11 protein-coding genes, 1 pseudogene and 2 CRISPR repeat arrays are annotated in these 15,258 nt (G+C 67.7%); of the genes and pseudogenes, 3 read left to right on the top strand and 9 right to left on the bottom strand.

Annotated features, from left to right (window positions below; translation table 11 throughout):
* The first annotated feature begins 552 nt into the window (after positions 1-552).
* The gene (locus SM418_RS36470; RefSeq protein ID WP_371946211.1) at positions 553-1,284 is read left to right on the top strand and encodes an ATP-binding protein; all 732 of its coding nucleotides are present in this window, start codon (positions 553-555) and stop codon (positions 1,282-1,284) included.
* A gap of 103 nt (positions 1,285-1,387) precedes the next feature.
* The gene (locus tag SM418_RS36465) at positions 1,388-1,909 is read left to right on the top strand and encodes an SUKH-4 family immunity protein (protein ID WP_371946212.1); all 522 of its coding nucleotides are present in this window, start codon (positions 1,388-1,390) and stop codon (positions 1,907-1,909) included.
* 76 nt (positions 1,910-1,985) lie between these two features.
* Positions 1,986-3,173: direct repeats of the CRISPR family, unit length 29 nt; unit sequence GGGACCATCCCCGCGTGCGCGGGGAGCAC.
* A 79-nt stretch (positions 3,174-3,252) separates the two neighbouring features.
* Here the strand turns inward: SM418_RS36465 and cas2e are convergent.
* From cas2e to cas3, 8 genes are read right to left on the bottom strand one after another with little or no spacing between them, the layout of a single operon-like run.
* Positions 3,253-3,603 carry a type I-E CRISPR-associated endoribonuclease Cas2e gene (gene cas2e, locus SM418_RS36460; RefSeq protein WP_371946213.1) on the bottom strand — a complete coding sequence of 117 codons (351 nt, stop codon included), beginning with the start codon at positions 3,601-3,603 and terminating at the stop codon, positions 3,253-3,255.
* Positions 3,600-4,553 (bottom strand): type I-E CRISPR-associated endonuclease Cas1e, encoded by a 954-nt coding sequence (gene cas1e / locus SM418_RS36455; protein WP_371946214.1) that lies wholly within the window; start codon positions 4,551-4,553, stop codon positions 3,600-3,602. The genes cas2e and cas1e overlap by 4 nt, the downstream gene beginning before the upstream one ends.
* A 3-nt stretch (positions 4,554-4,556) precedes the next feature.
* Positions 4,557-5,243, bottom strand: coding sequence for a type I-E CRISPR-associated protein Cas6/Cse3/CasE (cas6e, locus tag SM418_RS36450; protein WP_371946222.1), 687 nt, complete (start codon positions 5,241-5,243; stop codon positions 4,557-4,559).
* Positions 5,243-5,950, bottom strand: a complete 708-nt coding sequence (gene cas5e, locus SM418_RS36445; protein ID WP_371946215.1) for a type I-E CRISPR-associated protein Cas5/CasD — start codon at positions 5,948-5,950, stop codon at positions 5,243-5,245. The genes cas6e and cas5e overlap by 1 nt, the downstream gene beginning before the upstream one ends.
* The gene (gene cas7e, locus SM418_RS36440) at positions 5,947-7,146 is read right to left on the bottom strand and encodes a type I-E CRISPR-associated protein Cas7/Cse4/CasC (RefSeq protein ID WP_371946216.1); all 1,200 of its coding nucleotides are present in this window, start codon (positions 7,144-7,146) and stop codon (positions 5,947-5,949) included. The genes cas5e and cas7e overlap by 4 nt, the downstream gene beginning before the upstream one ends.
* Positions 7,143-7,811, bottom strand: coding sequence for a type I-E CRISPR-associated protein Cse2/CasB (gene casB / locus SM418_RS36435; RefSeq protein ID WP_371946217.1), 669 nt, complete (start codon positions 7,809-7,811; stop codon positions 7,143-7,145). The genes cas7e and casB overlap by 4 nt, the downstream gene beginning before the upstream one ends.
* Positions 7,808-9,499 (bottom strand): type I-E CRISPR-associated protein Cse1/CasA, encoded by a 1,692-nt coding sequence (gene casA, locus SM418_RS36430; protein WP_371946218.1) that lies wholly within the window; start codon positions 9,497-9,499, stop codon positions 7,808-7,810. The genes casB and casA overlap by 4 nt, the downstream gene beginning before the upstream one ends.
* On the bottom strand, positions 9,489-12,392 hold the full coding sequence (gene cas3, locus SM418_RS36425) for a CRISPR-associated helicase Cas3' (RefSeq protein ID WP_371946219.1): 2,904 nt from the start codon (positions 12,390-12,392) through the stop codon (positions 9,489-9,491). Before cas3 ends, casA begins: the two co-directional genes overlap by 11 nt.
* Positions 12,393-12,605: 213 nt before the next feature.
* Positions 12,606-14,465: a CRISPR direct-repeat array (repeat unit 29 nt; unit sequence GTGCTCCCCGCGCACGCGGGGATGGTCCC).
* A 40-nt stretch (positions 14,466-14,505) separates the two neighbouring features.
* On the opposite strand from cas3, the gene SM418_RS36420 reads away from it, so the two are divergent.
* On the top strand, positions 14,506-14,679 hold the full coding sequence (locus SM418_RS36420) for a hypothetical protein (protein WP_371946220.1): 174 nt from the start codon (positions 14,506-14,508) through the stop codon (positions 14,677-14,679).
* Positions 14,680-14,686: 7 nt separating this feature from the next.
* Here SM418_RS36420 and SM418_RS36415 read toward each other — a convergent pair.
* A pseudogene (locus SM418_RS36415) lies at positions 14,687-15,139 on the bottom strand (transposase); the annotation flags it as partial.
* Between the last annotated feature and the right edge of the window lie 119 nt (positions 15,140-15,258).

Below are 15,258 nucleotides of genomic sequence, written 5' to 3'. Positions count from 1 at the left end.
GAGGTTGCGGCATCTAATCCCCTCTCATGCTTGGCACAAGCTACTCCGCACAAGCCTCGCCCAGTAGCCAAGAGGCGACGGCCCGCCCTTGCTAGCGCGGACATCTCCGGCAAAGCGGTCAACGTCTCTGTCATTTTCGTTCGCACACTTGTGCCGCACAGATCCCAGGTGCATGCTTGCCTGTGTTCGCTTGAGTACTGAGAGCAACTGATCGGTATGCGGCCAGCTGAATTCGGCGTCCTCCACGCAGCCAGAGCATCCCGGAACAACGAAACGGTCCCGGACGCGGTGCGCCAACACCGGCCGGGACCTTGATCGGACACGGGAGGTCCGACCCATGCATGATCGTACGAACCCGTCACCCGGCTGGGTGATGTCGCCTGTCGCAAAGCACGGACCCGCTCTCGAATGGGAACGAGTAGGTGCCGCGACACCGTCCGCTCCGTACCCGTACCTGGGTGCACGGCCCTCGTCCGTTCGCAAAGGTAGGCGGGGCCGGGTCGGGTGTCGCGGCCGTCGCTTCTTGCCCGCGACGCTGGGCAGGAGCGGTCGATGCTGACCGGTGCCCCCGCCGACATCCCGATCGGCGGTGCGTGCGCGTTCCAGCTCCCCGGCGACCTGAGCGCCGCCTCCACCGCGCGCTCCCTCGTTGCGGCGACCATGCGCCAACTCGGCTTTGCCCCCGACCCGATCGAGGACGCCAGGCTCGCGGTCTCAGAGTTGGCCACCAACGCCCTGACCCACGCGCCCCCGGCCCTGATCCCGGCGGCGCAGCCCGAACTGTGGATCTGGGCGCGCACCCGCCCTGCCCCGCAACTGGTCGTCTCCGTCTTCGACGCCCACCGCGACGCCTGGCCGATTGCCTTGGGCGCGGGCCTGCTCGATGAACACGGCAAGGGCCTGTGCATCGTCGCGGCCCTCGCCACCGACACCGGCATCCACCTCACCCGATCCCGCCTGACCGTTTCACCCGGCAAACGCGTCTGGTTCACCCTCCCGCTCACCGCGCCATGGCCAGCGGACGGCAGCGCCATCGCCCCGATATCGGCAGCCGATCGGCTTACTGCAGCGCTGCGATCCCGTGGCGTCCCCACCACCCTCCGCAGCGACGACCACGGCGTCTCACTCCTCACCGCAGGAACGACGAACATCTGGGTCGAGCCCAAGGCATTTGCCTGGCACGACGGCCAGGGCTACACCCGCCACCCACTGGCCGACCTGCAAGAAACCGCCGAACGCATCGTCGGCCACCACGAAACCCGCACCCTGACCTCACCGAGCTGACCGACACCCCCGGCCCGAACCGGCCCACATCCCCGGGGACGCGGCTTAACCCCCGGTCCGCCGCGTCCCCGGCCCACGCCATCCCCACCCAGGACGAGACCCCATGCACACCACCGCCGACCGCGCGCCCCTCCTACAAGGCATCGAAAGCATCCGGACACTGGCAGAACTAGCCGACCCCACCGCCATCGCCCGCCTCCTCGACCAACCGGCTGCCATCAGCCACCTTGACGACCACACCCTCGACTTCCTTCGCCGCGCCCAAGACCTGCTCCTTGCCACCACACGGACGCTGACTGGAGCACTCGAACCCACACGCCGCCCCACGACCATCGACATCGCCGAAGCCTGGCACCGCGCTCTCCTCCACCTACCCCGCCGCGACGACGGCCCGGTCCTCATCCACATCCAAGAGTTCGAGGACGCCTACCAAGCCATCCCAATCCTGGTTCCCATCCCCGAACCACCACCGGTCCCAACCCTGGAAACCGCGACCACCCTGGTCATCGACAAGACCACCGGCACTGTCACCCGCTGGCCCCTACTCCCACTAGACGTCTTGACCAGCCAATACCGCCGCTACAAGCACCAAGAACCCATGCTCCTCGACAATCAACCTTCGTGAGCTACTGGCCCGCGAGTGCAGGCGCGGTAAGGAGGAAGAGGAATCTGCGTAAGCGCCGCGGCCCGCACCTCGCGAGAGGAGCATCCCCGCGTGCGCGGGGAGCACCGGGACGCGCCATCCGCGAACGCCCTGTTCACGGGACCATCCCCGCGTGCGCGGGGAGCACCGAGCGGCGGTTGGGCCCTGTACGTGGACGAAGGGACCATCCCCGCGTGCGCGGGGAGCACCGAGCGGCGGTTGGGCCCTGTACGTGGACGAAGGGACCATCCCCGCGTGCGCGGGGAGCACAATGACGATGCCCTCCAGGATGCGCTCGGGCTGGGACCATCCCCGCGTGCGCGGGGAGCACGATGCGCCCTTCGCGCACGTCTCCCAGGTCGCGGGACCATCCCCGCGTGCGCGGGGAGCACGATGCGCCCTTCGCGCACGTCTCCCAGGTCGCGGGACCATCCCCGCGTGCGCGGGGAGCACCGTTCCCGATCAGGCCGTCGATCACGGCCAGGGGGACCATCCCCGCGTGCGCGGGGAGCACGGCCGCCTCGACACGGTCATCAAGGTCCACGAGGGACCATCCCCGCGTGCGCGGGGAGCACATGGTGGGTTTCCACGGGGTGAGGCGGGTGGTGGGACCATCCCCGCGTGCGCGGGGAGCACCTGGCGGTGGCCGTCATTGCGGTGATGGTCGCGGGACCATCCCCGCGTGCGCGGGGAGCACTTCGCCCAGAGCCTCGGCGGGTCGCAGATGGCGGGACCATCCCCGCGTGCGCGGGGAGCACAGGCGAAGGCCGAGGAGTGGGAGTCCGCGGCCGGGACCATCCCCGCGTGCGCGGGGAGCACTACGGTCGATCACGTCCCCCGACGCACGGGAGGGGACCATCCCCGCGTGCGCGGGGAGCACCCCGTCTCTGGTTACTCTCTGGAGGCGTCATGGGGACCATCCCCGCGTGCGCGGGGAGCACAACTGTGGTCTTGATCTTGAAACAATTGTTCAGGGACCATCCCCGCGTGCGCGGGGAGCACCGCCGCAGGAACTCGCGCAGCTCCTCGAAGGAGGGACCATCCCCGCGTGCGCGGGGAGCACCTCCGGAAAAGCGTCTCCTTGCGCAGCGTTCAGGGACCATCCCCGCGTGCGCGGGGAGCACCTTGAGACCGTCGTCGACTTCATGGTCGATGGGGGACCATCCCCGCGTGCGCGGGGAGCACCTGCTTGGAATCAGGTGTGTCGATTGGCTCCAGGGACCATCCCCGCGTGCGCGGGGAGCACTCTCGCTGACCTGCGGGTTTATCGCGCGTCGAGCGTGTTTTGGAGCACTTCTTGAGATTCCGACATTTCGGGCTACAGGTTAGCGCTTGCCGTAGCGGCGGCGTTTGGAGGCATTGCTCCAACCTGCGGGCGGAGGTTTGGAGGAGACGGCCGGCTTCGTCTTGGGGCGTCGGATCAGTGTCAGGCCGTCATGGTCGATGGGATGCCATTTGTGGTCCCGGGTTTCGAAGGTGAAGCCCTGCTCGTTGTTGGTGGTATAGGCGAGGAGTGCGCGGCCGGTCTCGGCGTACTGGTGCACTTCGTCCCAGAGGGCTTGCCTGATGCGGGCCGAGGGGCCGCCGATGAAGACGCCGGGGGAGATCTCCATGAGCCAGCGGGTGAGGAAACCGCGGAGGCCGGCGGGACAGTTGGTGAGGATGATGATGGTCACCAGTTCACGTCTTCGGCGTAGTTGCGTCCGGACTCGATGTTCATGCCGTGCTCGCTTTGGAGCGTGACGTGGTCGGCGTCGTTGTCGGTGAGGTCCGCTGATGAGTCGTCAGGGAGGAGGAGACGTTTGATGTCTTGGACGCACCGGCGGAGCAGCCCGACCTCGTTGATGCGGTCGCGGAGAGCGCGGCGAGTGCGGGAGCCGACGTCCTCGTGGCTTTCGGCTGCGACTTCGAAGGAGATGGGGATGGCGATTTCGGTCTTGTAGAGGTCGGCGATGTCGAGGACGAAGGCCAGTTCGTGGCCGGAATGGATGAAGCCAAGGCCGGGCGAGCAGCCGAGTGCGGCGACCGTTGTCTGGGCGACGCCGTACATGCATTGGGCCGCAGCGGTGACGGCCTGGTTGGCGGCGTCGCCGGAGTCGAAGTCGCCGGGGACGTACTGACGGCCGTTCCATGTGAGGCCGAAACGGGCGGCTTCATACCGGTAGCGTTCTTTGACGCGTCGTCCTTCGCGGCCGAGGAGTTCGTGGCGGCTGAGACCTGACGGGTCCTCGCCGGGGAACCGCATCCGGTACATGGCGCGGGCGACGTCCAGCCGAGTACGGCGGTTGGCCCAGGCGGTTGCTTGAGCTTCGACCAGGGCCGAGGAACGGTTGAGTGACCGGCCGCCCGAGTAGAACCGGACGCCTTGCTCGCCGACCCAGACGACGCCCGCACCGCTGTCGCCCAGGACGCTCATGGCCTGATGCGTGACGCGAGTGCCTGGGCCGAGCAGGAGAGTGCCGATCGTGGCGGACGGGATATGGGTGATGCCGTCGGCGTCCTCGGCGGTGATGGCGTTGTCTTCGCGGTGCAATGTGCAGCGCTCAAGGTAGATGAACGAGAGTCGGTCGCTCATCCGGGTCAGTTCACGCGGCGAGGATGCGCCTCGCTTTCCTACTGTGGACATGGATCACGCCTTGGCGAGGGTCATCAAGCCGCAGCCGTATGCCTTGGCCTTGCCGATGCCGTGGGTGAGCGCGCGCCGAAACACTTCGGGGTCTGTGACTTCGAGCAGTCCGTCGTAGGTGACGGTCACCAGTGTGACCGGCTTCTGCATGCCCTTCTTCTTGAAGGCGAGTTCCCGGCGACTGTGGACGATCAACTGATGCTCGTCCGATCCGTCTTCGAGGTCAGTGGCCGTGGGCCGCCGGGCGATCTTGAAGCCCGTGCTCTCCTGGCGTTGCAGGAGCCAGCGCGCCTGGTTTCTGGGACCGATGTGGGCGGTCGCCTTGGTCGGTACGCCGTCCTTGTTGCGCACCGAGTGCACCGGATTGGCGGTCAAGCGGAAGGCCCACTGGTCACCCGTGCCGAGCCGGTCGAGGAAGGGACCGTAGTCGTAGGTCTCCCAGCGCGCGGTCGTCGGCCAGCCGGCCTGCTCGACCAGGTGAGTGAGGTCCGGCTTGTAGGGACTGACGATGCACAGGTGGGTTCGGGACTTGCTGTCGCGGTCGAGCCGCCACAGCACCCGCGGGCCGTCCGTCCAGTCGGGGAGTTCCGCGAAGGACGACATCACGGACGCGTGCAGGACCTGCGGAGAGGAGAGCAGTTTCCGGGCGCCGATCCGTTGAAGGTTGATCCGAAAGCGCGTCAGGTACATCACTGGCCTCGCAGGACAGCGGTCGGGTCATGGTCGGTGACGGGCCGCCGGGCGGCCGGATTGGGAATCCGCACCTGGTGATGGCGGATGGCGCGCAGCGCGTACCGGCGGTGAAGCGGGTCGAAGCTGAGCGGCTGATCGCGGAGAGTGTCCACTGGGCCCGCGACATCGTCGGCTTGGACGATGGTCTCCAGCGTCACCATGGATTCTCGGTTTCTGCGCTGGTGCCAGGAGGACGCCCGCCAAGGCTCGTCCTTCAGCCGTTCGTCGAGGGTCTGGTCGTGGTGCACACCGAGTTCGATCGGCCGGGCAGGCGGGCAGGATCGACGCCCGAGGTACGGCAGGAAAACCGGGTCGCGCAGGGCACGGTGAAGCCGGTCGAGTAGATCGTCCTCGCCTTCGACCACGGCCACGAAGACCGCGTCGGCCAGATAGAACCGTTCGGAGATCGGCAGAGACTTACCGCTCTCGAAACGGTGCGCGGTCTGGTAGTCGCGCACGGGGACGCCGCGCTGGTCGACGCGGACACCGAAGCGCAGCGCCGCCAGGTCGGTGAGATCGTCACTGCGCCGGCGCCCAAGGGCGGCGGCCAGCAAGCCGACGACACCGCTCTTGGTTGGCGCATGCTCGGTAGTGCGCCGCGCGAACCGCGCCGACGCCCCCCATGCCTGCAAGGGACCGGCGAGCTGCAATGTCAGGACGCTCACTGCTGCGCGTCCTGACGGCTGGCGACCTCCTCGCCGACCGCGTTGACAAGCTCGGGCAGCGAGACCTGGGTGCCCAGCTTCGACAGCCGCTCAGTGCTCTTGCCGACGGAGAGCACCCACGTCTGGGCGTCCTCGGCGACACCGTAGGCGGTCTCGATCTCCGGGGCGTAGCGGGCCAGCCGCGCCGCGGCCTCCTGCACGTATCCGCCGCTGTCCTGGCCTTTCCGGCAGGGCTCCTCGAAGGCGCCCACGAAGCTGATGGGACGGGACGAGCGGATCTTCACCACTACCGCGTCCGGCAGTGTGTGGTTGCCGAAGGTGTTGACCTTCCCGGTCGGCATCGAGGTGATGAACCCCTGTACGAACGCCTCCACGGCGCGGCGGACGGGTTCGGTGACCGGCTCGTCGTCGCGCAGGCCCTTGCCGAGGTTGCCACGAAGCTGGTCGACGTCCAGGGCGGCGTAGCGGTAGAGGGTCGCGGAGTTGAAGTCCACGGTGCCGATCATGCCCGCGCCGAGGTCGTCGTCCTCGCGTTCCTTGTGGTCGTCTATGGCGGTGTAGTAGTCAGACTCGTTCTCCACCTGGTGGACGCTGAGGGCGTGCGCGACCTGGGTGGCGGCGTCGACGTTGATGTCGGCGCCGTCGGCCACCATCCGCCCGAACAGGGCGATGTCGACCGAGTGGCAGGCGTTGGCGATCTGCTTGGCCCGCGCCTTGTTGTCCTTGTCCTTGAAGAACGTCTTGATGTCGTCGCGTCCCTCGACGGCGAGTTCGGCGAGCCCGTCCAGTTGGCGGGCGCTGAGGAACATCAAGTACTTCGACTCGGGGGCCGCCGCCGGCTCGTCCTCGCCGACGGTGGAGCCGCGGCGCTTGGGGACCTCGATTTTGGAGCCGGTCGCGTTCTGCACGGTTTCGGCGGCGAGGTTCCACGCATCGCCCTGCTCGATGGACGCGTCCAGGTCGTGGATGCGGTCGGCGAGCAGCTCCGCCACCCGCTTGGTGCGGACACCGAGTTCGCTGGGGTCCAGCAGGTCGTGAAAGCTCTTGCGGGTGGCGCGCTTCCACGCCTGGCTCGATACCCGGGCGCGGCGCACGCCCCCGTAGACGGCTGTCTTGGGCGTGCCGGTGTCATCGCGGTTCAGGTTGCTCGGCGGGACGCTCTGCAGCACATGCAGGTCGATGATGGTGCGAGTCATGTGACGTCCTTGTCGTCCGTGGTCCCGTCCGGCGTCATCCGGTCAGGCCGTGGTTGACCGCCCCGGTTCTGAGACGGACGGTAGGCGTGGAAGCTGCGGCCCCACTTCCGGCGGACGCGTGCGAGACCGTCCGGCGTGTGGGCGTGATAGAGCTGCTCAGCCAGCGCCGAGTAATCGAGGGGAACGGAGTCGCGACGCAGAAGCGAGATGATCTCCCGAAGGCGGTACGCGAGAACGTCGAGGCTTCCGGCGGTTCCCACCCGGACGAAACGTCGCCGGATCGGCTCGTCGATCTCACCGGGGGGCATCAACCGGCGGACGGCTTCGCCCAAGTCGACGCCAGGCCTGTGCATCCGCTGATTGGGGCGCGACTGCTGGTGCAGCGCGTACAGCGTGACGGCGAGAAACGATGCGTTCTCCGCACGCGTGGCCTGGACCTCGCTGAGCGTCTGCTCCTGGTAGAGCTGGTCAGCTCCGGTCAGGCCCCAAAGTTCCGGGACGTCCTGGGGCAGCTTGCCGGCTCCCCGCCTGAGCTGCGCCAAGCGCCCAACGGCCGAACTCGCGTCGCGCAGATAGCCGTCCTGCAGTTGGGTGACGAACTCGCCGACGATCTGGCCGATGAGGTCGGACGCGTACTGCCGTTCTTCGGGAACGGTGGCGGTCATGAGCTGGCCTCCGCGGGCTCCTTGAGGGGCTCTTCATGGGGTTCAGGGGCGGTACCGGGCAGCACCTTGCAGAGCCGGTACCGGAAGGTCGCATCGGCGCGTGAGGCCGTGAGCCACAGTTCCTGGCCCTTGCCGGTCTGGACGATGCGGCCCTCCCATGCGCCGTCGCCGGCGTCTGCGACCTCCTGGGCGCCCAGCCGGGCGACGGCGGTGTATGCCAGGTCCTGCCAAGCCGCCCGCTGAGACTGCGGGACGGCCTTCGAGGTCAAGGTGGCGAGCCATTCGCGGAAAGGGCCGTCCAGCATGCCGTAGCCGTTGCGTGTCGCATGAGTGCGGGCGGGTTCGGGATCGGCTCCTATCGCACGGGCGAGGTCGGCCGCCAAGTCGCCGAGCACCCTGACCGCCGCCTCGGCGTCGGCGACCGCATCGATCGCTTCCTGCCCGAGCCGGGTGTCACGCTCGTGCAGCAGCACCACCGGCATCGCGACCGCGTCATCGATCATTTCGTCGATCACCGATTGCTGTGTCCCGTACTGGGCTCCCACCAGCCGCGCCCGGACGAGGAAGTCCTCGGCGAAACCGCCTTCGATCGTCAGCCGAGCGACCCAGTCCAGGATGCGAGGGCGCACTATCGCCGCGGCTTCGCCACGCTGCTCTGCGCCGGGAGCTCGACCGGCGACCAGCGCACTCAGACCCCGCCAGGCGCTGATGCCCGGGTCGTGCTCGCGCGGCAGGTACACCTGGGGCAGACTCTGCGCCTTCTCCTGGGTGGGGCTGCGCCGCCATCCGGTCATCGGCTCACGCTGATGCTGGTTGCGGGCGCTCAACGGATCGCCGTAAGCCAGCACGACGCCGTGGACGCCGTCGTCGTCGAACGCGAGCCGCACCCGCCGGGACTGCCACGTGTACAGGTCTCGCACACCCGTCGGCCGCCTGCTCAGCTCCAGCGGGTCCGTCTCGGCCGGTCCGGGCACCGGATGCCGCCACGCGGGACGGTCCTGGCCGGCATCGATGCGGAGGTTGTCGGTATCGAGCGCGATCAGGTTCAGCAGCAGCGTCTCTCGCAAGTCGTCGCCCTCGACGAAGACACCTCCCAGGTTCCCTGCCCAGCCGGTCCCCAGCGGATAGACCCTGCCGCCCTCGGTCCTGGGATCACCGGCCGCGCCCGTCTTGATCCCAGAGGTGTCGAAGGCGTGCGCGTGCACGACCCAGCGGGCGGCCTCGGCGAACGACAGACGCTCCACACCACGCGCGCGCATGGTGAAGAACAGCGTTCCGTTCGGCACGTCCGCGACAAGTCGATCCAGGGATGCGATCTCGTTCTTGCCCGTCCGCAGGCCGGGGGTCTGGAAGAACGGAGCATCGGGATGCAGCAGGTCGAACCGGTCACGATGGCGATCGAGATACGCGCCGATTCCGGCGGCGCCGTCCAAGGGAAGGCCGTCTTGCCAGAGTTCCTGCCAGGCGTCGAGGTCGGCCGGCCCCTCCACCACATCGTGCAGGATGGCGAGCAGCAGCCGTAGAAGGGCGAACTCCTGCGTGGGGACGTCTCCGACGAGCCGGCGGATCTCGGTGGCCTGGGCGAAGACGCCTGAAAGGGACAGCTGCACCTCGGTGCCGTCTTTCCGCAGCACCGGCAGCCACGGCTCCCGAGTCAGATCGAAGCACGTCCGAAGGTCACTGGACACGTGTCACCTCAAGACCATCAGAATGGGTGTAGCGAAGGTCGAAGCCCGCCAAGCGGGTCCGGCCGTTCTCGTCGAGCATCAGGATCAACTCACCGGCCAGCCAATGGCTCTCCTTCGACTGCCAGGCGGGGACGCACTCGGCTTCCAACTCCTCGATCGCCTGGTCGAGTACCTCGGGAATGGAGAACACGAACGGCAGCCGCAAGCCGCACGACGCCACGATCCGTGCCACGTCCCAGGAAGGAGCCGCCTCGGTCGGCACCTCCCGTCCGCCCCGGCCCTCGTCGAGCCACGGCAACGTCCGAATCGTCCCGTCCGCGAGGCGCTGTACCACCAGAACCTCCAGCGACTCACGGGTGTCGCGCACTTGCGCCCGGCCCGCCCGGGTGTCGTCGGCGTCCCCCACACCGGCATCGATCCAGCCGACCAGCGCCCGGCCCGCCCGCCCCACGTCATTGATCTGGAAGTCTCGGGCCTTATCGAGCTGGCGTTGCTGGTGGAGCAAATGGTCCTTGTACGCCTGTTCCATTGCCTCCTGCCAGCTTGGCGGCCCGATCGGCTCCGTCCCGTAGGCGCTCTGCACCAAGGGACTGATGTTCTCCGGCAGCCTCACCACCGACCCTGACTCGGCCAGGCCCGACAGATACGGTTCCAACGCCGCCGCAGATCGCAGCAGTGAATGCAACCTGTAAACGCGCTGCGATCCCATGACCGGCTCGGCCGGGACCGCATCCCAGTCCATGCCTGCGACGAGGCAGCGGGCCGAGCGAAGCCGCCCAGGACGTTCACGCTGATCCGGGCCGCGCATGTGCCGATGCAACCGGCCCATACGCTGAAGCAGCAGGTCGATCGGGCACAGGTCTGTCACGAGCAGATCGAAATCGATGTCCAGGGACTGCTCGGCAACCTGGCTGGCGACCACTATGTGTCTCGCGGGACGACGCCCAACGCATTGCTCTGGAGGCCCGAAAAGATCCAACAGCTCGGCGTCCTTGCGCGAGCGATCGAGATCGACGAAGCGGGCATGCGCCACGGTGATGCCGATCTCCGGGAACCGAGCCCGCAGGAACTGGGCGGTTTCCAGCACTCGGCCCACCGTGTTGCGCACCACCAGCGCGCAACCCCCGTCGCTCAGCTCAAGCTCCAGCCGATCCGCCAGCTCGCTCAGCCCGTCACCGAGCCGCTCCACCTGTACGTCCGTACGCCTGCCAGACGGCGCTACTTCCTCTACCAGCACGGGCTTGCCGGATTCGGCCGCCGTCAGAAGGGGGTAACCGTCGGCCTCCCGGACCTCGCGCAGCTCCGGCGCAGCCTTTCCGAGATAAGCCTTGACCAGTTCATGCCGTCGCTCGGCCGGCAACGTCGCAGACAACACCACGACCGGCACGCCGTACGCGCCCAGCCATGACAACACCCGATCCAGGTAGGAGTTCATGTAGGTGTCGTAGGCGTGCGCCTCGTCGATGACGACGACCTTGCCGGCCAGCGCAAGATGCCGAAGCGCCAGATGCCGGCTCTTCAAGCCCATGAACAGCAGCTGATCGACCGTGCCCACAATGAACGACGACAGCATGGCCTTCTTACGGCCGTGCAACCACTGATGCGCAACGAGCTCGGCGGACGAGACAAGCCGATCAACGCGCGGTCGCCACTCGTCTCCGCCCCCGTCGAGTTCGACGCCGGCGACCGTGCCCCTCCCAGCCCGCACCAGTTCACCGAACTCATCGTTCAATGCCGCCTTTGAGTGAGCCAGCATCACCGACCGCAGCGTCGACCCCTGCGCGTCCGGGAGGCGGCGCAGCCACCTCAGCATGCGAGGGAACATCGCGTTCCCCGTGGCCATCGTCGGGAGCGCTACGAACACGCCCCCGGCTCCCGAGCGAGACGCGAAGACCTCCGCCACAGCCAGCGCCGCCTCGGTCTTCCCCTCGCCCATGGGCGCCTCGATCACCGTCAGCCCCGGGGAAGCCATGGCCCTCGCAACCGCGGCTGCGCGTGCCTGAACGGGACGTACGCGAGCATTGACCGGCAACTCGAAACGAGAAGAAAAAAGGCGATCTAGCCCTGTTGTCGATTCGACCGGACACCACGGTTCCGGGAGAGCGAGTCCGCGCCATGCGGCATCGATCCGTTCCTCATTGCTTACACCTTGGCCATCAGGGAAGTACGGGAAAAGATCAGAATTACTTGCTATCCAGTCGGCGACGATGACCAGCCCGGTCAGTACCACCTGCGCCGACTGAGAAAGTTTCACATCCCGCCACTCGCCCAGGCGGTCGTGCACGCCGCACATCACTGCGCACTCGTCCAGAATCTTCATCTGGACGGCACGCCACGCTGATGCACAGCCAGGCGTGCGAAGAAGTTCCGGATGCACATTCAAGTAACGGATATCGTCGAAGGTGGGCGGCACTCCGTGATGCCCACCCGCAACAATCGAGAAAGACAATGTCGATGGTGACGGCCAGCCCCGCCCGCCAAGCCAATCTCGCAGAAGCACCTGGCCCGCCAGGCCATGAGGAGCGAGCCGTCGGTCCGTCATGCGCTTGGAGGACGGCATTTCCAAACCGGCTCGCCGCATGCCGTCGGCAAGTGGATCGACCTGACAAGCGAACGCTGGCGTCGCCTTGCCGATGTCGTGAGTCGCCGCGAGCCACACCGCAAGTTTGCGGGCGTCCTCAAACCCATGGGGAAGAGATTCTGCCACGACGCCCCGCACTTGACGGGGAACCCAACAATCCCACAGGAGTTTCGCGACCGCACCGCTGTCTGCCAGATGGCGCCACAACGGAAGCCACCCGTCGGTTTTTCGATCATGCTTGGCCCAAACCGTCCGAGCCGCGGTCGGCAATCGCCCATGAAGGAACGCACCACCGACCCCCGTCTCAACCATGAGAGTGGTTTAACACGAACACGTTGTGTGCGGTGCTAGAAACTCAGAGTACGGCCACATGGGGCCACCATGCTAGAAAAGTGTTCGACAGCGGTGGTGTTCGATGGTCACGGAGTAGTTCGGAGTGTTCTCCGACTGGAGTCCGATTTGTCTGTATCTGTAGAAGTGCTCCAAAACGGCTCTCGTGTTGCCTAAACTCCCAGGTCAAGGAGAGTGCTCCCCGCGCACGCGGGGATGGTCCCCTGCTGCGTCTGTACGGCCAGGGCCAGGGCGTGTGCTCCCCGCGCACGCGGGGATGGTCCCCGGGCCGTAAGCATGACCGCGCGTTCACGTGGGTGCTCCCCGCGCACGCGGGGATGGTCCCTTTGATGGGAACGTGGTTCACCTCGGCATCTCGTGCTCCCCGCGCACGCGGGGATGGTCCCCGCCTGGACCAGTGGACGGTTCCGAGACAGTCGTGCTCCCCGCGCACGCGGGGATGGTCCCAGGGGGCGGTGCCGGTCGCATCCGCCGCACTGGTGCTCCCCGCGCACGCGGGGATGGTCCCGCTACGCCCTTACCTATGGCTGGGACTTGGCTGTGCTCCCCGCGCACGCGGGGATGGTCCCTCGACGGGCTTCTTCGCCGCAGACTTCAACCCGTGCTCCCCGCGCACGCGGGGATGGTCCCAGGTACGCGGGCCCCATCCCTGGGGAGGCGTCGTGCTCCCCGCGCACGCGGGGATGGTCCCGGGGCGGTGAACACCATCCAGTGGTGCCAGTTGTGCTCCCCGCGCACGCGGGGATGGTCCCGGCCACCCGCACCCCCCGCAGTGCGTGACCCGGTGCTCCCCGCGCACGCGGGGATGGTCCCTCGTGACCTGCGTTTCCGCAGCTCACACCCCTGTGCTCCCCGCGCACGCGGGGATGGTCCCTCGTGACCTGCGTTTCCGCAGCTCACACCCCTGTGCTCCCCGCGCACGCGGGGATGGTCCCCCCCTGACTCCGGCCCTTCCGCGGCCACCTTCGTGCTCCCCGCGCACGCGGGGATGGTCCCCGCGACGGTGACAAGCAGATGTGCGGAACCATGTGCTCCCCGCGCACGCGGGGATGGTCCCCGACCGACGCGGCGCCCTTGTCCAGGAGGGTCGTGCTCCCCGCGCACGCGGGGATGGTCCCGCCAAGTTCCAAGCCTGGGCCGACGACGTGAAGTGCTCCCCGCGCACGCGGGGATGGTCCCAGGTCAGCGGCGAGACGGTCCTCGCTCATGTCGTGCTCCCCGCGCACGCGGGGATGGTCCCGCCTTCGCCCGGAAGGTCCCGTTCGCCACGTTGTGCTCCCCGCGCACGCGGGGATGGTCCCCCGTTCAGGGAACGGGTTGTATTCCTTGCGGGGTGCTCCCCGCGCACGCGGGGATGGTCCCTGGTCGTCCCTCTCGGCGCGGGCCCCGTCCTCGTGCTCCCCGCGCACGCGGGGATGGTCCCGGCACGAGCCCGGCCACATCCTCCACGGCCTCGTGCTCCCCGCGCACGCGGGGATGGTCCCCCGTTCAACCCAAATGAAGACTCCGTCGCTCAGTGCTCCCCGCGCACGCGGGGATGGTCCCTTCCTTACCGCCTATGGCGGTGGTCCTCCTGCGTGCTCCCCGCGCACGCGGGGATGGTCCCCTTCGAGTTGCTCACGGGCTCTCCTTGGGCTGGTGCTCCCCGCGCACGCGGGGATGGTCCCCGTGCGGCCATCATCGTGGCCGAAACCCACGAGGTGCTCCCCGCGCACGCGGGGATGGTCCCACCAGCGCCCCCGCCCTCCGCACTGGAGGAGCGTGCTCCCCGCGCACGCGGGGATGGTCCCGAGTACGGCACCCAGTTCCGCAAGATGGGGCTGTGCTCCCCGCGCACGCGGGGATGGTCCCTTGGAAATGCCTGACGTCGAACTCCTAGTGCTGTGCTCCCCGCGCACGCGGGGATGGTCCCGGCGTCCCGCGCTTCACGAGTGCCGCCCAGCCGTGCTCCCCGCGCACGCGGGGATGGTCCCAGGGCTCTCGGGCTCGACTCCGAGCAGTTGAGGTGCTCCCCGCGCACGCGGGGATGGACCACGATCTGTGTGGTGACCGGAGCGTCGAGGGATCCTTCCAGGTGTCCGATTTTGAAGTCAGCCCGGACCGTTGCCGGCTCCGCAAGTACATTGCCTGGTTGCAGCACGTCACCTCGGTCGAGTTTGCTCACGGGCATCTGGCCTTCCTGGCCGCCGACCTACCTCCAGATGTGACGGCGACGGGACTGTCTGAAAGTCTGTGGGTGAGGCGGTGATCAGCTTTCAGTTCAGGGTGATGCGGTCACCGTAGTGCAGCGCCAGGGCGTTCAGCGCTGCTTTCCAGCCGGGGGTTTTTCCGGTGACGTTCGGCCGGTTCTTCAGGGGTTGCCGGATGACCAGGTAGAGCACTTTGAGTGCGGCTTGTTCGGTGGGGAAGTGCCCGCGGCGGCGGGTGGCCTGGCGGAACCGGGCGTTCAGGCTCTCGATCGCGTTGGTGGTGTAGATGACCTTGCGGATCTCGGCCGGGAACGACAGGAACGGCGTGAACGTCGGCCAGGCGTCCCGCCACAACCGGACGATCGCCGGATACTTCTCGCCCCACTCGGCCTCGAACTCGGTGAACCGCTGCTGGGCGGCGGCTTCGGTCGGGGCGGTGTAGATCTGCCGCAAATCGCGGGTGAGCCGGCTCCAGTGCGTCTTGGAGGCATACCGCAGTGACGAGCGGACCAGGTGGACTTGTAAGGAAACAACACGGTGCTTCTCGGTTTCCGGTTCGATGAGTCGGTATGGCCATCTCGGGCGAGGTTCGCGATCAGCTTGCGGCGCGCTTCGCGGTGTTGTTGCCGCATCTGAAC

Origin of the sequence: Actinomadura chokoriensis (assembly GCF_041463665.1) — a bacterium.
Taxonomy (GTDB): Bacteria; Actinomycetota; Actinomycetes; order Streptosporangiales; family Streptosporangiaceae; genus Spirillospora; species Spirillospora chokoriensis_A.
The sequence above is the reverse complement of the archived record's forward strand: the minus strand, read 5'-3'. Positions and strand labels throughout refer to the sequence as shown.